The organism is Lacrimispora brassicae, assembly GCF_054772055.1.
Genome location: NZ_BRYH01000012.1, coordinates 52336 through 74553, shown reverse-complemented (window position 1 = coordinate 74553; position 22218 = coordinate 52336). Strand labels below are relative to the sequence as shown.

The 22218-nt window shown below is 44.1% G+C and carries 19 protein-coding genes and 7 tRNA genes; 13 read left to right on the top strand and 13 right to left on the bottom strand.

The window, feature by feature from the left end:
• Positions 1-75: 75 nt before the first annotated feature.
• The 3 genes from ACYVD3_RS08230 (at position 76) to ACYVD3_RS08220 (ending at position 1748) form a co-directional block, all read left to right on the top strand.
• Positions 76-148: transfer RNA gene (locus tag ACYVD3_RS08230), tRNA-Gly, on the top strand.
• 136 nt (positions 149-284) lie between these two features.
• Positions 285-581, top strand: coding sequence for a rhodanese-like domain-containing protein (locus tag ACYVD3_RS08225; protein WP_460642030.1), 297 nt, complete (start codon positions 285-287; stop codon positions 579-581).
• 846 nt (positions 582-1427) lie between these two features.
• Positions 1428-1748, top strand: coding sequence for a hypothetical protein (locus ACYVD3_RS08220; RefSeq protein WP_460642029.1), 321 nt, complete (start codon positions 1428-1430; stop codon positions 1746-1748).
• A gap of 50 nt (positions 1749-1798) precedes the next feature.
• Here the strand turns inward: ACYVD3_RS08220 and ACYVD3_RS08215 are convergent, their stop codons facing one another.
• Together ACYVD3_RS08215 and ACYVD3_RS08210 are read right to left on the bottom strand one after the other, a co-directional pair.
• Complete coding sequence (locus ACYVD3_RS08215) at positions 1799-2215, bottom strand: hypothetical protein (protein ID WP_460642028.1); 417 nt, start codon at positions 2213-2215, stop codon at positions 1799-1801.
• Positions 2216-2679: 464 nt separating this feature from the next.
• Positions 2680-3789: a hypothetical protein gene (locus ACYVD3_RS08210; protein ID WP_460642027.1), complete on the bottom strand. Its 1110-nt coding sequence runs from the start codon at positions 3787-3789 to the stop codon at positions 2680-2682.
• A gap of 810 nt (positions 3790-4599) precedes the next feature.
• Between ACYVD3_RS08210 and ACYVD3_RS08205 the strand changes: the two genes are divergently transcribed.
• The 3 genes from ACYVD3_RS08205 (at position 4600) to ACYVD3_RS08195 (ending at position 8762) form a co-directional block, all read left to right on the top strand.
• Positions 4600-6330 carry an ABC transporter ATP-binding protein gene (locus ACYVD3_RS08205; RefSeq protein WP_460642026.1) on the top strand — a complete coding sequence of 577 codons (1731 nt, stop codon included), beginning with the start codon at positions 4600-4602 and terminating at the stop codon, positions 6328-6330.
• The gene (locus ACYVD3_RS08200; protein WP_460642025.1) at positions 6327-8183 is read left to right on the top strand and encodes an ABC transporter ATP-binding protein; all 1857 of its coding nucleotides are present in this window, start codon (positions 6327-6329) and stop codon (positions 8181-8183) included. Before ACYVD3_RS08205 ends, ACYVD3_RS08200 begins: the two co-directional genes overlap by 4 nt.
• Positions 8184-8285: 102 nt before the next feature.
• Positions 8286-8762 (top strand): MarR family winged helix-turn-helix transcriptional regulator, encoded by a 477-nt coding sequence (locus tag ACYVD3_RS08195; protein WP_460642024.1) that lies wholly within the window; start codon positions 8286-8288, stop codon positions 8760-8762.
• Positions 8763-8920: 158 nt separating this feature from the next.
• Here ACYVD3_RS08195 and ACYVD3_RS08190 read toward each other — a convergent pair whose 3' ends face one another.
• The 8 genes from ACYVD3_RS08190 to ACYVD3_RS08155 all read right to left on the bottom strand — a co-directional run bounded on the left by ACYVD3_RS08190 (position 8921) and on the right by ACYVD3_RS08155 (position 11477).
• Positions 8921-9409, bottom strand: a complete 489-nt coding sequence (locus ACYVD3_RS08190) for a hypothetical protein (protein ID WP_460642023.1) — start codon at positions 9407-9409, stop codon at positions 8921-8923.
• Positions 9410-9422: 13 nt separating this feature from the next.
• A complete protein-coding gene (locus tag ACYVD3_RS08185; RefSeq protein WP_460642031.1) occupies positions 9423-10274 on the bottom strand; it encodes an AraC family transcriptional regulator in 852 nt (283 codons plus the stop codon).
• A 639-nt stretch (positions 10275-10913) separates the two neighbouring features.
• Positions 10914-10986, bottom strand: a tRNA-Lys gene (locus ACYVD3_RS08180).
• A 3-nt stretch (positions 10987-10989) separates the two neighbouring features.
• Positions 10990-11061 (bottom strand) — tRNA-Gln (locus tag ACYVD3_RS08175).
• Positions 11062-11098: 37 nt separating this feature from the next.
• Positions 11099-11174, bottom strand: a tRNA-His gene (locus ACYVD3_RS08170).
• Positions 11175-11208: 34 nt separating this feature from the next.
• Positions 11209-11282 (bottom strand) — tRNA-Arg (locus ACYVD3_RS08165).
• Between the two features lie 3 nt (positions 11283-11285).
• Positions 11286-11356 (bottom strand) — tRNA-Gly (locus ACYVD3_RS08160).
• A gap of 46 nt (positions 11357-11402) precedes the next feature.
• A tRNA-Pro gene (locus ACYVD3_RS08155) sits at positions 11403-11477 on the bottom strand.
• 582 nt (positions 11478-12059) lie between these two features.
• Here ACYVD3_RS08155 and ACYVD3_RS08150 point away from each other — a divergent pair.
• The gene (locus ACYVD3_RS08150; RefSeq protein WP_460642022.1) at positions 12060-12530 is read left to right on the top strand and encodes a methylated-DNA--[protein]-cysteine S-methyltransferase; all 471 of its coding nucleotides are present in this window, start codon (positions 12060-12062) and stop codon (positions 12528-12530) included.
• Positions 12531-12650: 120 nt separating this feature from the next.
• On the top strand, positions 12651-13361 hold the full coding sequence (locus ACYVD3_RS08145) for a hypothetical protein (RefSeq protein WP_460642021.1): 711 nt from the start codon (positions 12651-12653) through the stop codon (positions 13359-13361).
• Positions 13362-13426: 65 nt separating this feature from the next.
• Here ACYVD3_RS08145 and ACYVD3_RS08140 read toward each other — a convergent pair whose 3' ends face one another.
• The 3 genes from ACYVD3_RS08140 to ACYVD3_RS08130 are packed head-to-tail and all read right to left on the bottom strand — an operon-like array spanning position 13427 to position 15872.
• The gene (locus ACYVD3_RS08140; RefSeq protein ID WP_460642020.1) at positions 13427-14005 is read right to left on the bottom strand and encodes an ATP-binding cassette domain-containing protein; all 579 of its coding nucleotides are present in this window, start codon (positions 14003-14005) and stop codon (positions 13427-13429) included.
• Positions 13996-14778 (bottom strand): ABC transporter permease, encoded by a 783-nt coding sequence (locus ACYVD3_RS08135; protein WP_460642019.1) that lies wholly within the window; start codon positions 14776-14778, stop codon positions 13996-13998. Before ACYVD3_RS08135 ends, ACYVD3_RS08140 begins: the two co-directional genes overlap by 10 nt.
• Positions 14779-14810: 32 nt before the next feature.
• A complete protein-coding gene (locus ACYVD3_RS08130) occupies positions 14811-15872 on the bottom strand; it encodes an ABC transporter substrate-binding protein (RefSeq protein ID WP_460642018.1) in 1062 nt (353 codons plus the stop codon).
• Positions 15873-16344: 472 nt separating this feature from the next.
• On the opposite strand from ACYVD3_RS08130, the gene ACYVD3_RS08125 reads away from it, so the two are divergent.
• The 5 genes from ACYVD3_RS08125 to ACYVD3_RS08105 all read left to right on the top strand — a co-directional run bounded on the left by ACYVD3_RS08125 (position 16345) and on the right by ACYVD3_RS08105 (position 22211).
• Positions 16345-17175 carry a purine-nucleoside phosphorylase gene (locus ACYVD3_RS08125; protein ID WP_460642017.1) on the top strand — a complete coding sequence of 277 codons (831 nt, stop codon included), beginning with the start codon at positions 16345-16347 and terminating at the stop codon, positions 17173-17175.
• 19 nt (positions 17176-17194) lie between these two features.
• Positions 17195-18946 carry an adenine deaminase gene (gene ade / locus ACYVD3_RS08120; RefSeq protein ID WP_460642016.1) on the top strand — a complete coding sequence of 584 codons (1752 nt, stop codon included), beginning with the start codon at positions 17195-17197 and terminating at the stop codon, positions 18944-18946.
• Positions 18947-19054: 108 nt separating this feature from the next.
• Positions 19055-19294, top strand: coding sequence for a (2Fe-2S) ferredoxin domain-containing protein (locus tag ACYVD3_RS08115; RefSeq protein WP_460642015.1), 240 nt, complete (start codon positions 19055-19057; stop codon positions 19292-19294).
• Positions 19295-19296: 2 nt separating this feature from the next.
• Positions 19297-21030, top strand: a complete 1734-nt coding sequence (locus ACYVD3_RS08110; RefSeq protein ID WP_460642014.1) for a [Fe-Fe] hydrogenase large subunit C-terminal domain-containing protein — start codon at positions 19297-19299, stop codon at positions 21028-21030.
• Entirely contained in the window at positions 21030-22211 is a 1182-nt protein-coding gene (locus tag ACYVD3_RS08105) for a SpoIIE family protein phosphatase (protein ID WP_460642013.1), read from the top strand. The genes ACYVD3_RS08110 and ACYVD3_RS08105 overlap by 1 nt, the downstream gene beginning before the upstream one ends.
• Positions 22212-22218: the final 7 nt, after the last annotated feature.

The following is a 22218-nucleotide window of genomic DNA, read 5'->3' as shown; positions in this document are numbered from 1 at the left end:
AACGGATGAAGATAGATATATAGCAATGTGTGGTTTTGAGGGTATATGAAAACTTTCAAAATAGAAGAGAAATAAGCGCGAGTGGCTCAGTTGGTGGAGTACGACCTTGCCAAGGTCGGGGTCGCGGGTTCGAGTCCCGTCTCGCGCTCTTTAGAAAATATAGTATTTATGAGGGTTTCCGAGTTTTGGGAATCCTATTTTTGTTTACATAAATAAAGGTCCTTAAAGTAATTGATTATTTTAAAGCAAAAGTTGAGAGTACCATCAGTCCTATGGATTTTCCCATGGCTGCGAAGGCGGAACCGGATAAGTTTTTGGTCGTCGATGTGCGCAATGCACCGCCTCAAGTGATGAAGCAGAAAGTAGCTGGCGCAAAACACATCCCGCTGAAAGATCTCGCAGATCGGCTGGGTGAATTGCCAAAGGATAAAATTATTGTTGTGTATTGTTGGGATACTTGGTGCAATATGGCTGCCAAAGCTGCCGTTATATTGTTGGAAAACGGTTTCGATGTTTTAGAGTTGACAGGCGGCATTGCGGCATGGAATACGATGAATTTTCCTGTTGAGCCTGTTGCATGATATAATGCTATAAGCAAGTGCCACTTAACGAATAAGTTGAGCAAGATAGGAACCACGGGCCATTTGGGGGCTGTTGGCAAAGTCAAGAAAATATTTCTACATTGCATATTATAGTATATTTATTGTTTAAAACTTATTTTGTTTGTGCTACAATAAAGCCATAAAAGTAATGCTATAAAATTTTAACTGGAGGGTGAGCCAAAGCGAAAATTTTTGTTGTGAACATTTTATTTATATTAGCGGAGGTATTTCATTATGGATGGTCATCTCAAAACAATGATAATACTTGTAACAATTGCTGTTATATTTTTTGCTGTTTAACTTTTCCTTTGTTTCAAAGTAAAAAGAATAATGATTAAGCTCATTCCTATATATGTATTTATATTGCTCTTGCTACTCGCAATTCTTATTTATATTGATGTGTTTGGTTCTGCAATGTATAATGCACATCATATTGTTGTTTTTCTGCTTGCAATAGGCGTTGGGAGTGCTTTTGCTGGTGATGTGATAGCATGGGCGGCATATGAAATCCATAAGAGGGTGTAAACAAAATAAGCATGATGCAGGGGAGTTGCATTTTGAGTTATCCCCATTTTCTCCATATAATTTTAGAGCTTCTATGACACGCAGATGTTTACTGTGTGTCTTTTTGTTTTAAATAAATATGCAGTCTTATTTATTGGAAAAATATTAAAACGACTTTATCAACACGCCACTTGACCCGAAATGTTTTTCTCCTTTATCATAATGTATTGTAGTATTTTTATGTGTTTTCTTGTATAATGAACGTATTGCTCTTTAAATAAAGCCCTCATTATTTATAAGTATAAAGGAGGATTATGAATTATGGTTTCAAGAACATGGCATGGAATCGTGCCTCTTAATATGAAAGATCAATTTGAAAAATATGAATATGAAACAGGTGTGAAAGAGACTCTTGCTATAAAAGGAAATCAGGGAGCCTATTTAAAAATTATTGAACAAGGACAATATGCACATTTTTTTCTGTGTACAAAATGGGACTCTATGGAAAGCATGATAGAGTTTGCAGGTGAACAGCCTTCAATAGCTGTTACTTATCCAGAAGATGAAAAATACGGGTTAATATCTGATCCTATTGTAATTATCCAAGAAGTATCAGATAGTCAAGATCCCTTTCAAGAGTAATTAGCTTAAGCTATCTTTTGCGCCCTTTTTACGGATTTGCAAGAATGGTTTCATGGTAAGTTGGCTCGAATGAAGATACTGAGTCCTGTAATATGTTTGAATATTTTAATAAACTCTATTTCAGCAATTTGATGTAAAGGATAATCAATTTTGATCTCTATCTTTTCGGTTGCAATAAAAAACAATGTTTCTTCCGTCAAGACAAGCAATCCATTTAACAGTCCATTATCACTATAATAATTGACTGTTTCGTTGAATAAAAAGTCATTCCCGTATTCCGATAATATCCTTTCTTGCTTTTTGGCATTAATAGTACCCCATATACAAAAAATCAAAAAGTATATAATTCCTGTGGATAATCCCAATAAAGCAGAGAAATAGGTATCAACAAAGAATGAGCATACAGTATAGCATATACAACCAAAAAAAATTCCTATCATCAAAGAACCATATGTTAATTTTTTCACGTTCCATTCCCTCCATATTATATAAAAACTCGGTTGTTTTAATAATGCCAGTATGCGGCTTGGTAAATATTTCTACACTGTCATGGATATAAATTAACCTTTATGCTACGAAACGGCAGAGCCGCAATGGCTAACAATTCTACTATGGTGCTATGCTGCCGCTAATACCTATACACACGAAGAAGCAGGAAAGAGAGCCATGAGGAAGCGAGTGCTAATAATCGGAACATCGTCGGTTTTGGAAACAAAGATAAAGAGGTTTAATATTGGAGAAAGTCGGAGACTTGTTTTAGAAGACTATTGATGGCTGAATCAAATGTTGCATATGAGTTATTAAACGGACTTTCATTAAACATCAACGACATTGTTATTTTTTCTTGCGTTTACAAGCCCCAAAACGCTACAAAATAACCCTTTGACGGCTGCTTCTCCAACATCTTGCTGCCTTGTACAAAAAACGCATATCATAAGTCTGTCACCTTTTTATTCCTTTTCCTGCTCTGCTTGATAAAGAGATGGCCAACTGTGAAAAAAATACCTCCCAGCAATATTAGGAAAAAGGAAATATATAGGATAGTCCCGGTGGTACTTATGGCAGCCGTTCCATTCGTAGAGGTTTGTACCTGTGCACTGCTGAAAATAACGCTGTTGGGATTAATGAGGCCATAAATACCAGCGGTAACGCCTAGCCCCATCATGATTCCTCCAAACCATCGATACATTGGCGCAGGATTGTACATCCAACTCGATAGAGGGCTGGTCTCAGCATTTTTGCCCATTAACAGAAGTCCAATAACCAGAAAGCATCCGGAAAATATACCAAACACCACGGTAACCATCTTGCTTGTATGAACTTCTATCCTGTATGGATTGCGCCGATCCACAACGATCTCAGTCTTATCCATTTTTAACATGCTGGACTCATAGTATGGTAAAGGTATATTTTTGTAATAGACATTATCATATGTGTAGTCTACATAAACTACCGTTTCCAGTGTAGGCTTGTTGTTGATTATATTAGGTGTCGTAACAATATTTGTGATATCTGCTTGAATCCGGGTATAATTATTGTCGTCGAAATATTTAGGGAGTGCAAAGGGAGCAAAGAAAAGAGCAATTAACACAAACACTACCCCTGGCATTAATGCCCTTTTTTTCTCATTGGGATACCCCGCAAGTTTATCCGTCAAAAAGGCTACGCCTAAAAAGAATGCGCCTACCAGTATCGGAATGAAAGAGGAGATGTTGGCAGCTCTGACAGTGATGTTATAGGGATTGTCAATATTCACATAAATGCGAATATATAATCCCTCTACCATGCTGTTGTCGTAATAGCCTAGGTTTATGTCTTTGTAGCTGTTTCCCTGGTGCACAAAATCTACGTATACCGTATGATTCATGTGCTCGTTGCCAACATTTACCCTATTAATCCGTGAAATCCTCGCTACTGCCATTGTATAGTTGGGATCGTTTTTTACCTGCTCCGATTGTATTGATAAAAACACGCCCAGTAAAATCAAGGCAACGCTAATTACAGATAAAATGATTTTTAACTGAAAAATTTTTTTCACCAATTCTTCTCCCTCCCTAAATTGGAACATAGCGGAGCATATAAATTTTGCTTGTTCTCTCTTGAAATGAACATTACGCATATAATAATTTTATCATCAAGTCCATGGAAATTCCAGTGAAACTTTGCTCATTTCCCAGTCTGTTCGATGTAATAGGTCAATAATTATACCTTATCCATCACATAATAGGGCTGGTGTTTTTCTTTCATCAGTACTAAATAGAGCTGAATCCCGTCTGATAAAAAGCTTATTGATAATGCCCTAAGTATACGTGGCAAATCGATGCCCGTACCCACCGGTCCAATCGGCCCTACAATTCTAAGCAGGAAAGAACAAAATTACTTAAAGTTTTACTAAAGTAATTAAAGGTACTACGATATATTTGAGTGTATACGAAAATGGAAAGATCCAGTGTTTATGCGGATAAAGTGACTGTGATATACTAGTTATAATAAGGAAAGTACCTTGCCAAGGTCCGAATCCTGTCTTGCGCTCTTATTAATAGATCGCCGGACTTTGATTTTACAAGAAATTCCGGCTGTCTTAAAAAAAATATGTCTTTTCCGGGGTAGACCGGGGTAGACCTTAAAACGCTGGTTAAAAAGTGGGACAACCTTACCGGAATCTCTCATAAGAAAGTCAATTAAGACGTCTTATCTCGAAGATTTTACACGTTACGGATAAGGCGTTTTTCTGATCCCGGGTAAATGTTCCTATCATCTATTGACAATTCAAGGAAGCTGGATATAATAGTTATATACGCAATTGTTGTTAATGCAATAATTGTCATAACAACTAATCCAGGAGCCTGACATGAAAAACCTATTTATTTATGCAAAAAAGTATAAAAAAGAATTTATTCTTGCAATAGTCTGTATTGAGGCTGAAACCATTTTTGAATTAGTTATCCCCATGATTATGGCTGACATCATTGATGTGGGAGTTGCAAACGGTGATAAAAATTACATATTTTTAAAGGGCTTTCAGATGGTGTTCTTTGCGGTTATATCTCTCTTTCTGGGTCATGCATGCGCCCGGTATACCGCCATCTGCGGAAATGGTGTGGGGGCTCAGATCCGAATGGCTGAATTTCAGAAAATGCAGACGTATTCCTTTGCAAACACGGACCGGTTCAGCACCCCTTCTCTGGTAACAAGGCTTACAAGCGATATTACCACAATCCAGAATTCCATTACAAACGGAATGCGTCCCGGTTTCCGTTCCCCAGTGATGATGATGACAGCATTGATCGTTTCTTTCAGGCTGAATGCCCAACTGGCTGTGGTATTTTTAATTGCGGCTCCCGTACTGGCCGTCATTTTATATACAATTATTAAAAACGTAAGACCCCTGTACGCAAAGATGCAGGGAGCCGTTGATCTTGTAAACAGGGTCATTCAGGAGAATCTGATAGCCATTCGTGTGGTAAAGGCTTATGTCCGGGGAGATTATGAGATAAGTAAATTTAAAGAGGGAAACATGAACTTACAGAATTCCTCTGAAAGGTCTTTTTCCCTGGCGGCCTTAAATATGCCTGCCTTACAGTTTGTTATGTACGGGACCATATTAAGTATCCTGTGGTTTGGCGGAAACCTTGTTATGGTCGGTGGAATGAAGGTAGGTGCCCTGACCAGCTTTCTAAGCTATGTGCTGCAGGTGCTTAATTCCCTTATGATGTTTTCCAATGTTTTTCTTTTGTTCACCCGTTCTCTGACCTCCTGGAAAAGGATTTCGGAAGTCTTAGAGGAGGAACCGATCATCAATGATGATCGTGCAAAGGATATCACCATCAAAGAAGGACGGATCCGGTTTGAAAACGTATATTTTAAATACAAGGAAGAGGCAAAAGAATATGTGCTTTCCGATATTTCCTTTGAGATCGGCCCCGGACAGACCGTTGGAATCATTGGTCAGACAGGTGCTGCCAAAAGTACCCTGGTGCAGTTGATTCCAAGGCTCTATGAGGTGACCTCCGGCAATATTACCATTGACGGCCATCCCATATATGAATATACTCAGGATCATTTAAGGGATTCCATCGGAATGGTATTGCAGAAAAACACCCTTTTTTCCGGCACGGTAAAGGAAAACCTTTACTGGGGAAAGGAGGATGCAACGGATGAAGAGATCGAAAGAGCATGCAGCATTGCCTGTGTCAATGAATTTATCGGCCGTCTGGACCATGGCTATGAGACGGAGCTGGGGCAGGGAGGCGTCAATGTCTCCGGCGGGCAGAAACAGCGTATTTGTATCGCAAGAGCAATTTTAAAGGCACCCAAGGTGCTTATTCTGGACGATTCCACAAGCGCCCTTGATACCGCAACGGAAGCAAAAATAAAAGAGGGTCTGGATAAATCCCTTCCCGGTATGACAAAGATCATCATCAGCCAGCGGATCTCCTCTGTCATGGATGCTGACCAGATCATTATCCTTGATGACGGAAGAATAAATGCCATTGGAACCCATGAACAACTGCTGGCCGATAATGAAATTTATCAGGATATTTATTTTTCCCAGCAGAAAGGAGGCAGCCAGGCCTTATGAAGAATACCGGACACGCAAGACCCAGAGACACAAAAAAAACTCTTGGGAAGCTTTTGAGATACATCGGCCATTACAAACTTTCCATGCTGTTCATCGCGATCCTGGTAACCGTCAGTGCATTTTCCGGAATAATGGGAACCTATTTGCTGAAGCCGGTCATAAATGATTATATTCTTCCGGGCAATATATCCGGACTTGTCAGAATGATTTTTATAATGGGACTGATCTATCTGGCGGGAGCCATAGCCTGTCTGCTTTATAGCCGGATGATGGTTCACGTTTCCCAGCAGGTGGTCAGCGAAATAAGGATAGATTTATTCCGTCATACCCAGAAACTGCCCTTGAAATTTTTTGACAGCCACACACACGGGGATCTGATGAGCCACTTTACAAATGATGTTGACACCATCTCAGAAGCCCTTAATAACAGCTTTACATTGCTGATCCAGAGCTTTATTACTTCCGTAGGTACCGTTATCATGTTAATTCTCCTGGACTGGCAGTTGTCATTAATTGTTGTATTTTTTCTTCTGGTTATGTTAATATATATTCGTCGCAATGGAAAGCTGAGCAAAAAATATTTTGCAGAGCAGCAGAAGAACCTTGGCAACATCAATGGCTATGTAGAGGAAATGGTGGAGGGGCAGAAGGTGGAAAAGATTTTCCGCCATGAAAAACAGGATTTTGAAAAATTCCGTGAGCTGAGTGAGAAGCTGAGAGTTTCCTCCACAATGGCTGCCACCTATACGGGCATTACCGTTCCCACGATTGTTTCCCTTTCTTACATTAATTATGCCATTTCTGCCTGTGTGGGCGGATTGTTTGCCCTGTCAGGTCTGATCAATATGGGAACCCTGGCATCCTATCTGGTTTATGTCAGGCAAAGTGCCATGCCTATGAACCAGTTTACCATGCAGATCAATTTTCTCATGGTAGCGCTTGCCAGTGCGGAAAAGATTTTTAATATGATGGAGGAAGAGCCTGAATCCGACGAAGGAACCGTCACCTTAAAGAGGGTGGTGCAGGAGGCAGATGGCAGCCTGAAGGAAACGGATATCTATACCGGTTCCTTTGCCTGGAAAGTTCCTGACCGGGATTGGGGCTATCTTTTGGTCCCTTTAAAGGGAGATGTCCGGTTCCACGATGTAGTTTTCGGTTATACAGGCGGAAATACTATTTTAAACGGCATCAGCCTGTACGCCAAGCCTGGTCAGAAGATCGCATTTGTTGGCTCTACCGGAGCGGGCAAGACGACCATTATCAATCTGGTCAACCGGTTTTATGAATTAAATGAAGGTGCCATAACCTACGATGGAATTGATATCAGGAACATAAAAAAAGATGATTTAAGGCGTTCCATTTCTCTGGTCATTCAGGAAACCCACTTATTTACCGGAAGCATTGCCGATAATATCCGGTATGGAAGACTGAATGCATCCCATGAAGACATATTGGCCGCCGCAAAAATTGCAAATGCGGATTCTTTTATAAGACGTCTTCCAAATGGCTACGATACCCTTCTGGAAAGCGACGGCAGCAATTTATCCCAGGGGCAGCGGCAGTTGATTGCCATTGCCAGAGCTGCCATATCACAGCCGCCTGTCCTTGTCATGGACGAAGCCACCAGCTCCATTGATACACGAACGGAAAAACTCATTGAAAAGGGTATGGATGCTCTCATGAAGGACCGGACAGTATTCGTTATCGCCCACAGGCTTTCCACCGTAAGAAACTCAGACGCTATCCTGGTCCTTGAAAAAGGAGAGGTTATTGAACGGGGCAGCCATGACGAATTGCTGCAGGAAAAAGGGAAATATTATCAACTGCATACCGGGCAGTTTGAATTAGAGTGATGAGGTATTCCAGCCAGTAATTATAAAACAAAGAGCAGAGAGGCACAACATTTCTCATGATTTGTTTGTGCCTTGAGCAAAGGGAAAGGAATGACAAAATATATGAAGCGACACAATGTGAGAGAACTATTGGTTCGTGAAGAAAAGGCCAGGAAACAGATTATTTCTCCGCTTCTGTCAAATATCGGATTAACGCCGGGGCAGGGACATGCCAGGATTTTATACAATCTTTTGCAAAAGGACCATATCAGCCAAAAAGAACTTGCAGACAGATGCTGTTTCGATGCTGCCACCATGTCAAGAAATATAGACAAACTGCAAGATATGGGGTTCCTTCTGAGGGAAAACAATCCGGACTGCAGACGTTCCTTTCTCATCAGCCTTACAGAAAAAGGGCTTGCTGAAGCTGAAGAAACAAGAAAAGTTTTTCAGCAGTTTGAAGAGCTTATCTGCGCCGGCATACCGGAAGACGAAATCGCTGTATTCTGTGAAGTATTATCAAAAATGTGTGACAATCTGGAAACTAATAAGATTCCGGTGAGCAATGGAAATAAAGGAGAGTGCAGCTCAATGACTTGAAATCAGAGCCTGTCTTCAGGAGACGTATCCTTTCTTCCTTTTATCATAAAATAAACCTCCAAACTGAGTGATTTTGTTTTTCATCAGTTTGGAGGTTTGGGAAAACTTTGGGATACTTCTATAAACAGCAGTGTATGTTACTTAATGGCCGGCTGCTGTTAAATGGGGTTATTATGGTTCAACTCATTTTCTAAAAAGGTTTTGATATATGGGTTGTTTTTTTCGCTTAAAGCAGGCATAAATGCCATGTAACGGCATTTTTGATAATGTTCACCATCTAAAAAGAAGTCATATCCCATGACACATTTAGGGTTACATTCCTCTGGGTTTATTAACCGCTTGCATACAGATGCATCTTTGATTTCTTTCTTCATTTTGTCTGGTAAAGTATTCAAAAAAATTTCATAAGCTTTCAAGTGCTCCGGATAAATTCGTAATCTCATTCCGGTTTTCCGAGATACAAAAGTTGCCAGCACCTTTTTTGTAGTATCCATCTTGTATGAAGTGATAAATCCACTTTTAGCAGTTTTAATTTCACATTTACATTTGTTTTTTGTAAGGTAATCATTTGTTTCCATAACGAAATCTTTATAACGATCGTCTACTGTTTTCAGAAAAACAGTAAAATTTTCATTTGGTCTATCCAAGACGTTCTCCTGATTATTTTTTTACAACGGGTATCCATATTTCAAATTTTGCGTTTTGAGGGTCAGGGCTTAAATAGACCTCAATATCCGGTCCATTATCGTATTCGTACCCAGAAGTGGGAAGCCATTCGGTGACAATGCGTTTCTCTAAATCTTGTATTGCTTGCGGGCATTGACCTTCTCCGGAAAATATAGCCCAGGTGAAAGGAGGAACAACATATTCTTCCAAAGTATCATCAATTTCCTTGGTACTGGCGACGGCGATAAAGTACCGCCATTCTTCCAAGTCATTACAGACGCTGACTCCCAATATTCCCCGGGGGTATCCGTCCGCCATGGCGGCTAATTTAGGGATTGTTCCGTCAATAGCAGCCTTGTTCCACATTTGAGGTACAATTTCAAAATTCTTCTCAATTTCACGGTGCAGCGGTTGTGCTGTGCCTGCAATCCGAAACAGTCCCCTTTTCTCAATTCGATAATTCAATTCGTCCACTCCTTTTATTGTAATTTTGAAACTAATGGGTGGATATGATTTTACGGAAACACTGCTTTCTTTTACAAGAGATGGTACTACTCCATGTATGCTTTGAAATGCCCGGTTAAATGCAGTTGGAGAATGATAGCCATATTTAAGAGCAACATCAATGATTTTGTTGTCTCCGCTCTGCAGATCCACCGCCGCCAGGGACATACGCCTGCGCCTGATATATTCTGATAAAGATACATTGGCCATATATGCGAACATTCTCTGAAAATGATAGGTAGAACAACAGGCTATTTTCCCTACTTGCTTATAGTCTATATCTTCCGTCAGATGTTCCTCGATATAGTTAATTGACTTGTTTAATCCCTCAATCCATTCCATAAAATCAATCCTTTCATTTACATTATATTTGTTATTTACTTGCCTGTCCTCTCTTTTTATGTACAAATTAGAGAGGAGAGTGGAGTGAATCCTATGAATCCTATTATAGTTTTTTTGAGACAGATAAACAATCCATATTACTTTTATACAGCCCTTATTTGTTTGGTTATTTCGGCATCCGATAAACGCTTCTTTATGTGTGGGATTATTTTCTATTGGCATTGTCTCACGGGTTATTTTCCCAAAGGCTGCTCATGCCGGCCAGACGCTCCATAGGAGATAAAGCTTCTTTGCTTAAGCCTTAAATGCTAATGATTCAGGAAAAATATGAGTTACTATTAATATAGAAGAGAAAGAGCCCGTTAACCGCCTTTAAAGGGTCCATTTGGCCTTATATAGCCGCGGGGTGGGAGAATGTAAGAGATGGCTGATTGGTAGGCCAGAAACGGCAAATAAGACGTTCAAGGCAGAAACGTAAAAGCATATAAATGTACGAAATAAATGTGCGAAATAAATGTACATAATGAATACACGAAATAGGAGATAGGCAATTCATTTGACATTTGAAGATCCTCTTGTCAGGTAAAACAGAAAAAGAGCCGGGAAAAATTTGCTTTCCCGGCCTATCCGATTTCTTCATGAGACACCGGGGATTCGAACCCCGGACAACTTGATTAAAAGTCAAGTGCTCTACCACCTGAGCTAGTATCCCGTACTGGGCTAGTTGGATTCGAACCAACGAATGCAGGAGTCAAAGTCCTGTGCCTTACCGCTTGGCGATAGCCCAATAAACTAATGATAAAAAAAAATTCCCTAAAAGGGAAAGGTGAGTACAGGGATTCGAACCCTGGGCCTCCAGAGCCACAATCTGGCGCGATAACCGACTTCGCCATACCCACCATAAAATTTTCACACCTTGGTCAAAGATGTGAAACGAGCCTGAAGGGATTCGAACCCCCGACCCACGGCTTAGAAGGCCGTTGCTCTATCCAACTGAGCTACAGACTCAAAAGCGGGTGATGGGAATCGAACCCACGTATCCAGCTTGGAAGGCTGGTGTTCTACCATTGAACCACACCCGCAAAAGGCAAGAGAAACTAAAATGCCATTGACGGTTTTTCTCTTAAATCGGGGTGACAGGATTCGAACCTGCGACCCCCTGGTCCCAAACCAGGTACTCTAGCCAAGCTGAGCCACACCCCGATAGTGAAAGGATTTTCCGTCTTTCTCTTGGTTGCTTTTCCGCAACGCAAGAGTTATTATATATGATGGATATGGTTTTGTCAACAATATTTTAGAAAAAATTTCAAATTCATTATTAAGCCCTTATTTACGCGGTTTTTGAGGAAAAATGTCCCTGAAATGGGAGGAACCGGCAGGTACATAAAATGTTCCTGCCGGTTGAGTATGAAAAATAAAAAGTCAATGTTAAAAGGGTGGGGTTCCTTTACAATAATAAGTATACGCGGAAAATATGACGGAAGTTTGACTAAGCCATAAATATTTCATAAAAAAACTAAAAGAATTATGAGGAATGTTTAAAAAAACAGAAAGTTTGCTTCCCATACCTCTGCCAGGGAATAATTAAAAAGAAAGGATCCTGTCTTTGGGGGATTTATGATATAATAAGTATAAAACACTTATTATATCGGTGATGCACACGGTTTCATAATGAAATTGTTTGCTTTGCAAACTGAAGCCGGCGCCATATCATGCTTGCTTCGCAATCATGAGTAAACGGCATGTAAATATTGTACAGCTCATAAGAGAAAGAAGGGATTTGGAATGAAGTACTGGGAAGTTTGTGAAAGCAAAATAGGGCCTCTTACCATCCTATGTGACGATGAAGCGCTCCTGGCCATTGATTTTGGAAGGTCAGAGCCTGAAAATGCCATTAAGAAGCAGACAGAACTGATGGAAAGGACAGTCGGTCAACTGGAGGAATATTTTTCCGGAAAGAGAACGGTGTTTGATCTGCCCCTTAAGCCTGAGGGAACGGAATTTCAAAAAAAGGTTTGGAATGCACTCTTAATGATTCCCTATGGGGAGACTAGAAGCTATAAGGATATTGCAGTTCAGGTACATAACCCCAAAGGCTGCCGTGCGGTGGGAATGGCAAATAACCGCAATCCCATACCCATCATCATTCCCTGCCACCGGGTAGTGGGGGCAAATGGAAGCCTGGTAGGATATGGGGGAGGTCTTGATATAAAGGTGAAATTACTGGAGCTGGAGGGCTTGGAAGCTTCCTCATAAAATTATTAAGAATTCCTGGTGATTCTTTCAGTTCCTTTAATCCCCTATACATTTGATGCAGATAATGTTATAATCCTCTTCGTCACCAGAAATGAAATTGATTGTGAGGAGTGATTAAAAATGAGAAAAAATAACATGTTGGCAGTAATTGCCATAGCCATGGCAGTCATGATGACGGCTACGGCCTGTGGATCAAAAGATAAGACCCAAACTACTAAGCAGGATGTTTCCACAGAAGCCGGCGCCGGAGAGACGACCAAAGGGGCGGCAGATGAAACAAAAAGCTCAGAAGAGACTACGGTAAGCGAGGAAGACTCTGAGAGTGGGGAGACAGGAACAGAAGATGCCAAGAAGGCTGCTTCTGATGCAGGAAGCTTATCTTCCGGTGTCTTTACTTCCAAATCAGGAAAATATCAGATCACCCCGCCTCAGGGCTGGACCATTGAAGAGGATGGAGATGAGAGCGCAGTGGCATTCAGTTCTCCCAATGGCAGCGATTTGCTGGAAGTTACCTATGTAGAAGGGGATGAAGCCGACGGCGCAAGAGAGGTCTATCCGGATACCATGGAAGAATACAAGGAATTAGTCAGCCGTGGAGAGGATATGGAATTTGTCCGTTATAATGTAGAAAACGGCAGCGACGGAAGCCAGACCTTCCGTTACGCCATCCGGTATAAAAATCCTCAGGATGGAGTTCGCTATTATGCGATTTCCGGTACCTATAACGCTGCGGCGAAAAAGTACATCAGTGCAGCCGGAACAGTGGAATCACCGGACAGCGCGGTAGAAGGCCAGATCGAGGCGGCTCTGGATACCTTGAAGCTGAAATAAGTTTGGAATTGAATATGGAATAAAAACAGGGGCTAAAGCAGGAATTCCTGCTTTAGCCCCTGTTTTTACAGATTTATCAGCGTACCATTAAGAAGGGACACATCTTCCTCCTGGTGGGTGCTTATGATGACCAGCTTGTTACGGGTCTTTTCTTTGATATAACGGATCACGGTCAATTTTGTGTTTTCATCAAGGCCGGTAAAGGGTTCGTCCATTAAAATCATATCACAAGGAACAGAGAGTGCTCTTACAATGGCGACCCGGCGCTTCATTCCGCCGCTTAGGGTGGATACTGGGCGGGATAAGGCTTCCTCCGGCAGGAGCCGTAAAAGCTCATCCCTGGCTTGTTTCCTGCTTCGGGAAGAACGGCCGGGGATCACCATGACAATGTTGTCAACCGGAGTAAATGATTCACACAGGCGGTTTTCCTGAAACACGGCGGAAGCCCTTATGCCTTCCATGCCGGCCATGGAGCCGGAGTCAGCCTGTTCAAGGCCCAGAAGAATCCGGAAGAAAGTGGTTTTTCCGGATCCTGAAGACCCCATGAGACAGTAGATGGGGCCGGAATGGAGGGAAAGATTTACCTGCGTAAATACGTTAAGAGTTCCAAAGGACTTGGACAGATGATTCACCTTTAGTTCCATGGATTAAACCTCCTGTTTTTATGGGACTTCCGGCCGGTTTCCGCCAGGCTTAAAAGCCATAAAAAGAATTTTTCGAAAAGGGCGCTCACTGCAATGATAACCAGGGTCCAGGCAAACAGATCTGCAGTACTTAAATAAATTTTCGCCATATAGAGCTTTTCACCGATAGAATAGTTTGGTACTCCGATCACCTCTGCGGCAACGCCGGATTTCCAGCCCATGCCCAAAGCCACCCGGCAGCCGCTGATAAGATAGGGAAGAAGGGCGGGACGGTAAATGTAAAAGAGCTTCTTTCCGCCTTGCATATGGAAAATCCGGGCCATTTCCAGAAGCCTTGGGTCGGCACTCATAAATCCTGCCATGGTATTTATGTAAATGATGGGGAATACCACAAGAAAGGCGATAAAAACGGAAAGATTTCCGGAACCTACCCAGATCAGGGCCAAAATGACAAAGGAAGCCACCGGAACCGACTTTATAAGAGACATAAGCGGTTCCAGGAAGTCCTTTAAAAGAGGAAAACGGCAGGCAGCGCCCCCGGTCAGGATCCCAGCCCCAAAGGCCAGAAGGAACCCAAGGCTTATCTTTCCAAAGGAGAAGGCAATGGTTTTCCAGAAGCCGGGCATGGCTGCCTGGATCCATAATGCCCGGATCACCTCCAGAGGGCCTACCAGTATGATGCTGTTGTGCACTGCCAGGCTTGCCGCCTGCCATGCCAGAAGCCAGAGAAGGATGATGCCGGCCTTTTTAAACGGGAGGGCTGTTGGTTTCATGGTGTAAATCTCCTTACCAGGTTTTCCGCCAATTATGGCATATAGTAGAAATCATCGGCCGGAAGTGTTCCGCCTACGGAAGCAGGTTCCATATCGAAAAGAACCTTTAAGTATCCGCTTAACAGGGATTTCATCTGGTCTCCGTCCACATAGGTGATGCTGCAGTATGGAATGGCCTTTTCTGCAACAGGGGCTTTTTCAATGATTCCGGCGGCGGCTACTAAAGCGGCGGTTTCCGCTACCTGATTATTGGCAAATTCCGCGGATTCTTTGTGTTCCGCCATAAAGGCGCCGATGGCATCTCCATGGTCTTTGATCACATCGTTCCGGCAAATGGTAACTCCGGTCACCAGACTGCCGCCATTTTCGCCGGCTGTGGCATCCCATTCCTTTGTTAAATCAAGAACCATTTTAAGGGAGTCATTCTGAGCCATGGCTGCTGTTACAAAAGGCTGGGGAAGAAGGCCTACTGCGTCGGGCTTTTCTTTCAGGATAGAGGCCACCTCAGCGGCTTCGGATTTATATTCCAGGGTTACGTCATCAGCAGTCAGGCCGCTGGCCTTAAGCACATGCTGAAGGGCATAGTCCGGCGTGGTTCCCTTTCCGGTTAAGTAAACGGTCTTTCCCTTTAAATCTGCGGCTGTTTTAATGGAATCATCGGCGGATATCCCATAGAGAACGCCTAATGTGTTAATATCAAGGACGCTTATCCCATGATTGGTTTTGTTGTAAATGATGGAAGCCATATTGGCAGGCACAAGTGCCACATCCAAGTCTCCGTTTACGATTTTTCCAAGGAGTTCATCGGCAGCGGTCACCATGGTGAATTCATAGGAACCTTTTGCAGTGCCCTTTTCGGACTGGTCCATCAGCCATACAAGACCCATGGAGGTAGGCCCTTTTAAAGAGCCGATTTTTAAGGTATAGCTGTCGCCGGGGCTTTGGGCCTCTGACGTTTCCTTTGCCGTCTCAGAGGCAGATTCCTTTTCCTGGGCAGTGGCTGCCGTGGTGCTTTCCGTGGTGCCCTTTGCGCAGCCGGATAGAAGGGAAGCCGTCATGGCAAACGCCATTAATACTGATAGTACTTTTTTCATAATGATCCTCGCTTTCTGTCCGTACCCGTCATGGCTTTGATTCCTTTTATTTAAGACAAAGTCTGCAAGGCAGGCTCCCGCGCCGGAGCGGGGTTGCCTGGCAACAAAAAAACCATACCAAAAGGCATGGGATTTCCGTTTTACGTATTCTCCTCGCCTTCGCCGTCAGGGTTCCTTCCGGGTTAGTACGAACACCTACAGTATATCATTATTCCCCCATATTTGTCAAAATATAGATACAGATATATCTGAAAATATGATATACTGTAACTACCTATGTCAGTCAAATCTGACAGGAATGTGAAGCACCTAAGGGTATACCTGTATGTCCAAAAAACGTGGACAGTAAAATGAACCACCCTGCGGGTATACCTGTGTGTCCAAAAAACGTGGACAGTAAAATGAACCACCCTACGGGTATACCTGTATGTCCAAAAAACGTGGACGGTAAAATGAAAGGAGAAAAATGTGTATGAATGAAGTATATGCAAAGCTTAATCATTGTTTGAAAAGTGTACGGGAGAAAACCGATTTTGTCCCGGAAGTGGCTCTGATCCTGGGGTCCGGACTTGGGGAGTATGCGGAGGAAATAAAGGTGGAAGCCTCCATTGAGTATAAGGACATTGAAGGATTCCCCGTATCAACGGTGGCAGGCCATAAAGGAAGATTTGTATTCGGATATGTAAATGAGGTTCCGGTGGTCATCATGCAGGGACGGGTTCATTTCTATGAGGGATATCCAATGACGGATGTAGTGCTTCCGGCCAGGCTTATGGGTCTTTTAGGCGCAAAGGTTCTGTTTCTGACCAATGCTTGCGGCGGTGTGAACAAGGAGTTTAAGGCGGGAGATTTCATGCTGATAAGGGATCATATCGCAAGCTTTGTTCCTTCTCCGTTAATTGGGGAAAATTTAGAAGACTTAGGACCAAGATTCCCGGATATGAGTGATGTCTACAGCAAAAAGCTGCAGCAGATCATCAAAGAGACAGCAAGGGAAGAAGGAATCGGCCTTAGAGAGGGTGTTTACATGCAGCTTACCGGCCCAGCTTATGAGTCTCCGGCAGAGGTTAAAATGTGCCGCATCCTGGGGGCTGATGCGGTTGGAATGAGTACAGCTTGTGAGGCAATGGCTGCAAACCACATGGGGATGAAGGTCTGCGGAATTTCCTGCATCACCAATATGGCCTGCGGCATTACGGACCAGCCTTTAAGCCATGCAGAAGTACAGGAGACGGCAGACAGGGTAGCACCTTTGTTTAAAAAGCTGATCACGGCTTCCATTACAAAGATCGCAGCCAAATAAAGGGAGGAGAAGTTTTCTTATGGATCGGATGTTAGAAGAACGGATATTGGCGGCGTCAGGGGCGAAAAAGGCGTCCCTGGTGCTAAAGCATGCCAGAGTGGTCAATGTGTTTACAGCAGAGCTGGAAGATGGGGACATTGCTATTGAGGATGGTTACATTGTGGGAGTGGGAGATTATGAAGGACAGACGGAGATCGAGCTGGGGGGAGCGGTGGTTTGTCCCAGTCTGATTGACGGCCATATCCATCTGGAAAGCTCCATGGTTGCACCGGGAGAGTTTGAGCGTTCTGTGGTGCCTCATGGGACTCAGGCAGTCATTACGGATCCTCACGAGATTGCCAATGTGGCAGGAACGGAAGGAATCCGTTTTATGATGGAGCGGACCAAGGGGCTTACCCTTGATGTGTATTTCATGCTCCCCTCCTGCGTTCCGGCTACAGGACTTGATGAATCAGGGGCCGTCCTGGGAGCGGAAGCCCTTGCCCCCCTTTATGAGGAAGAACGGGTGCTGGGCCTTGCGGAGCTTATGAACTCCTATGGAACCGTAAGGGCAGACAGGGGGATCCTTGAAAAGGTGGAAGAGGCCAGGAACAGGAACTTACTGATCGACGGACACGCCCCAGGGCTTTCCGGCAGGGAGCTGAATGCCTATGTGACCGCAGGGGTCCAGTCGGACCATGAATGCTCTGATGCAGGAGAGGCCGTGGAAAAGCTTAAGAGAGGCCAGTGGATCATGATACGGGAAGGGACTGCGGCCAGGAATCTTAACGCTCTGATGCCTTTGTTCCAAGAGCCCTATTATCACCGCTGCATGCTGGTCACCGATGATAAGCATCCCGGGGACTTAATCCGTCTGGGCCATCTGGACTATATCATAAGAAAGGCCATAAGCCTGGGGGCCGATCCGGTCCATGCGGTGATGATGGCCTCTTTCCATCCTGCCATGTATTTCGGGCTTCGTGAGGTGGGAGCCGTTGCGCCGGGATATAAGGCGAATTTCATGGTTGTTTCCGATCTTAAGGAATTTCATGTAAAGCAGGTATATAAAAACGGAAAGCTGGTGGCAGAAAACGGAGTGATGAAGGAGGAAATCCTGGCGGCGGAACAGCGGAGCGTGGAAACGCCTGCCCGGGTGGGAGATTCTTTCCATTTAAACAAGATCCGGCCGGAAGATTTCCGTGTGGAGAAAAAGGGCAGCACCATCCGGGTGCTTTGTCTAACTCCCGGTGAGCTGACTACGTCGGAGCATCTGGCCCCGTGGGTGGAAAACCCGGGAGTTGCTCCCGGCGTCAGCATAGAACAGGACATTGTGAAAATGGCTGTTCTGGAACGGCATCACAACACCGGACATATGGGACTTGGTTTTTTAGGGGGATATGGCTTAAAGCGGGGAGCAGTGGCAACCAGTATTGCCCATGATTCCCATAATCTCATTGTAGCAGGAACCAATGACGAGGATATGGCTCTTGCCGCCAATACCGTGAGAAAGAACAGGGGCGGACTGGCGGTTGTGGCGGACGGAACGGTTTTGGGAGAACTGTCCCTTCCCATTGCAGGCCTCATGAGTGAGGAGCCGGCAGAATGGGTGGATGAAAAACTGGAAGAGCTGAAGGCCCAGACAAGGGATCTTGGAATCGGAGACAGCATCGACCCTTTCATGACCCTTGCCTTTGCCAGCCTTCCGGTGATTCCCAAGCTGCGCCTGAATACATATGGCCTCATTGATGTAGAGAAGCAGGAGATCGTGGAGACAATAATTTCCTGTATTTGAAAAAGTACAGGAAATCGGTAAAAAAATATTGATAAAAATATAACGATATGCGATAATATCCCAAAAGGGCAATCAAATGCAAGGTACAAATTTGGAGGGAGAATATTCATGAGAGTAACGATATGTATAGGGAGCGCATGCCATTTAAAGGGTTCCAGAGAAATTATCGCCCAGTTGCAGACCCTTGTAAAGGAAAACCACCTGGATGGTAAGGTAGATCTAAACGGTTCCTTTTGCTGCGGTGACTGCGTAAACGGTGTCTGTGTAACCGTGGAGGGTCAATTATACTCCTTAAAACCGGAAGATACAAAGGAGTTTTTTGACAAAGAGATCATGGGGAGGCTGTAATCATGGGAATCATTGATTTCAAGGCTACAAAGTGCAAGCATTGCTATAAGTGTATCCGTAACTGCGAAGTCAAGGCAGTCATGATTAAGGATGAGCGGGCTGAGATTATGCCGGATAAATGCGTGCTGTGCGGAAAATGCATGCAGGTCTGTCCCCAGTCTGCAAAGACTCTCATAAGTGATTTGGAACTGGTAAGGGGGTATATTGACGCAGGCATCCCCACGGTCATTTCCCTTGCTCCTTCTTATATGGGTCTGTTAAGCTATAAATCCATCGGCCAGGTAAACGGGGCCCTTAGGAAGCTGGGATTTGCTGACGTAAGGGAGACTTCCGAGGGAGCGGCTGTGGTAACGGCGGAATATGCAAGGCTTTTAATGGAGGGGGAGATGGAAAACATCATCACCACCTGCTGTCCCAGCGTCAACGATTTGATTGAGATCTATTATCCCCAGCTTATTCCTCATATGGCTCCTGTGGTATCTCCTATGATTGCCCATGGAAAGATGTTAAAAGAAGAGCTGGGACGTGAGGTAAAGGTGGTTTTCCTGGGGCCGTGCATAGCAAAGAAAAAGGAAGCCGGTGATCCCCGCCACGACGGCTATATTGATGCTGTCCTGAATTTCAATGATATTTCCAGATGGCTTTCCGAAGAGGAAATCACCATTGAAGATTGCGAGGATATTCCCTTTACCAACAGAAACCCAAGAGTCAACCGCCTTTATCCGGTTACCAACGGAGTGGTAAATTCTGTTCTTGCCACGGAAGAGGGGCGGGACACATACCGGAAGTTTTATGTCCATGGATGCCGTAACTGCATAGATCTGTGCGAAAGCATGATGCGGGGAGGGATCAAGGGCTGCTTTATTGAGATGAATATGTGCTCCGGGGGCTGTATCAAGGGCCCTACTGTGGAAGATGAAACCGTATCCAGATTCAAAATCAAGCTGGATATGGAAGATGCCATAGAAAAGGAACCGGTGCCATGGGAAGAGCTGGACCCTGTCATGGAACGAATTTCCTTTGGAAAGCGGTTCCTGGACCGGGCCCCCAGAGATGTGCTTCCAACAGAAGCCCAGATCCAGCAGATATTGAAAATGACAAGTAAGATCAGGCCGGAGGATGAGTTAAACTGCGGCGCCTGCGGCTATTCCACCTGCAGGGAAAAGGCCATAGCGGTTTTCCAGAAAAAGGCGGAGCTTAACATGTGCATTCCGTTTATGCATGAAAAGGCGGAATCCTTATCCAATCTGGTGATGGAAACCTCTCCTAATATTGTTTTTATTGTTGATAAAGATATGAAAATATTAGAGTATTCTGCAGTGGGAGAACGGTATTTTGGAAAAACCAGGCAGGAAGCTTTGGCCATGTATTTATATGAGCTCATTGATCCTTCGGATTTCCAGTGGGTTTATGAAACCCATCAGAAGATCCATGGAAAAAAGGTGACTTATGGGGAATACCGTTTTTCCACTCTTCAGAATATCATTTACATTGAAAAGGAAGACGTGGTATTAGCCACCTTCATAGACATTACCAAAGAGGAAGAGCAGGCCAGACAAGAGTACGAAAAGAAGCTGGAAACCATTGATCTGGCTCAGAAGGTCATCCACAAGCAGATGATGGTGGCCCAGGAGATTGCAGGTCTTTTAGGAGAAACAACGGCGGAGACCAAGACCACGCTGACAAAACTTTGCAAATCCTTATTGGATGAGGGAAGTGAAAGTGAGGTCAAGTGATGGGAGTAACCGTTGATGTTGCATACAAAAGCCTGAATAAATTCAAGGAAGTGCTGTGCGGAGATAAGGTAGAACTTTTGCAGACAGAGGACTCCAATATCATGATTCTGGCCGACGGCATGGGCAGCGGAGTAAAGGCCAACATTCTGGCGACCATGACTTCCAAGATTCTTGGGACCATGTTCCTAAACGGTGCGACCCTGGAAGAGTGTGTGGAGACCATTGTAGAGACGCTTCCTGTATGCCAGGTGCGCCAGGTGGCCTATTCCACCTTCAGCATCCTTCAGGTATTTCATGACGGAGAAGCCTATCTGGTGGAATTTGATAATCCAGGCTGTGTCTTTATCCGGGACGGGAACCTGGTTCCCATCCCAAACAACACCAGGGTTATCCGGGATAAGAGTATCAATGAATACCGCTTCAAGGTAAAAAAAGGGGATGCCCTGATCCTTATGAGCGACGGGACCATCCATGCGGGAGTGGGCCGGCTTTTAAACTTTGGCTGGCTGTGGGATGATATTGCTTCCTATGCGGTAAAGCAGTACCGCCTGACCATATCCGCAGTACGGCTTGCCGCTGTTTTAAGCCGTGCCTGTGACGAACTGTACCAGTACCAGCCTGGTGATGATACTACGGTTGCCGTCATGAGGATCATTGACCGAAAGCCGGTGCATTTGATGACAGGCCCTCCAAGGAAGCCGGAGGATGACAGCGAGATGGTGAAGGATTTCCTGTCAGGAGACGATACCATCAAGAAGATCGTCTGCGGCGGGACCAGTGCCAATATTGTTTCCAGAGTGACGGAAAAGAATCTGACTGTTTCTCTGGATTACGATGATCCGGATATTCCGCCCATTGCTCATATCGATGGAGTTGAACTGGTTACGGAAGGCGTTTTGACCTTAAACAGGGTCTTAAAGCTTTTAAGGCGTTATGTAAAGAATGAATCCGTTACAGAAGAGTTTTTCCTGGAGCTGGATAAGCCAAACGGGGCTTCCATGGTAGCAAAGATGATCATTGAGGATTGTACGGAGCTTCAATTGTACGTGGGAAAGGCCATTAACAGCGCTTATCAGAACCCTGGCCTGCCCTTTGACTTAGGGATCCGCCAGAATCTTGTGGAGCAATTAAAGCACGTAGTGGAAGAAATGGGGAAAAGGGTTACGGTAACCTATTATTAAATCGGGG

What these genes read in the sequence shown, in the direction of transcription:
- ACYVD3_RS08225 (WP_460642030.1), top strand. Translation starts at nt 285, where the DNA reads ATGGCTGCGAAGGCGGAACCGGATAAGTTTTTGGTCGTCGATGTGCGC.
- ACYVD3_RS08220 (WP_460642029.1), top strand. Translation starts at nt 1,428, where the DNA reads ATGGTTTCAAGAACATGGCATGGAATCGTGCCTCTTAATATGAAAGAT.
- ACYVD3_RS08205 (WP_460642026.1), top strand. Translation starts at nt 4,600, where the DNA reads ATGAAAAACCTATTTATTTATGCAAAAAAGTATAAAAAAGAATTTATT.
- ACYVD3_RS08200 (WP_460642025.1), top strand. Translation starts at nt 6,327, where the DNA reads ATGAAGAATACCGGACACGCAAGACCCAGAGACACAAAAAAAACTCTT.
- ACYVD3_RS08195 (WP_460642024.1), top strand. Translation starts at nt 8,286, where the DNA reads ATGAAGCGACACAATGTGAGAGAACTATTGGTTCGTGAAGAAAAGGCC.
- ACYVD3_RS08185 (WP_460642031.1), bottom strand. Translation starts at nt 10,274, where the DNA reads ATGGAATGGATTGAGGGATTAAACAAGTCAATTAACTATATCGAGGAA.
- ACYVD3_RS08150 (WP_460642022.1), top strand. Translation starts at nt 12,060, where the DNA reads ATGAAGTACTGGGAAGTTTGTGAAAGCAAAATAGGGCCTCTTACCATC.
- ACYVD3_RS08145 (WP_460642021.1), top strand. Translation starts at nt 12,651, where the DNA reads ATGAGAAAAAATAACATGTTGGCAGTAATTGCCATAGCCATGGCAGTC.
- ACYVD3_RS08140 (WP_460642020.1), bottom strand. Translation starts at nt 14,005, where the DNA reads ATGGAACTAAAGGTGAATCATCTGTCCAAGTCCTTTGGAACTCTTAAC.
- ACYVD3_RS08135 (WP_460642019.1), bottom strand. Translation starts at nt 14,778, where the DNA reads ATGAAACCAACAGCCCTCCCGTTTAAAAAGGCCGGCATCATCCTTCTC.
- ACYVD3_RS08130 (WP_460642018.1), bottom strand. Translation starts at nt 15,872, where the DNA reads ATGAAAAAAGTACTATCAGTATTAATGGCGTTTGCCATGACGGCTTCC.
- ACYVD3_RS08125 (WP_460642017.1), top strand. Translation starts at nt 16,345, where the DNA reads ATGAATGAAGTATATGCAAAGCTTAATCATTGTTTGAAAAGTGTACGG.
- ade (WP_460642016.1), top strand. Translation starts at nt 17,195, where the DNA reads ATGGATCGGATGTTAGAAGAACGGATATTGGCGGCGTCAGGGGCGAAA.
- ACYVD3_RS08115 (WP_460642015.1), top strand. Translation starts at nt 19,055, where the DNA reads ATGAGAGTAACGATATGTATAGGGAGCGCATGCCATTTAAAGGGTTCC.
- ACYVD3_RS08110 (WP_460642014.1), top strand. Translation starts at nt 19,297, where the DNA reads ATGGGAATCATTGATTTCAAGGCTACAAAGTGCAAGCATTGCTATAAG.
- ACYVD3_RS08105 (WP_460642013.1), top strand. Translation starts at nt 21,030, where the DNA reads ATGGGAGTAACCGTTGATGTTGCATACAAAAGCCTGAATAAATTCAAG.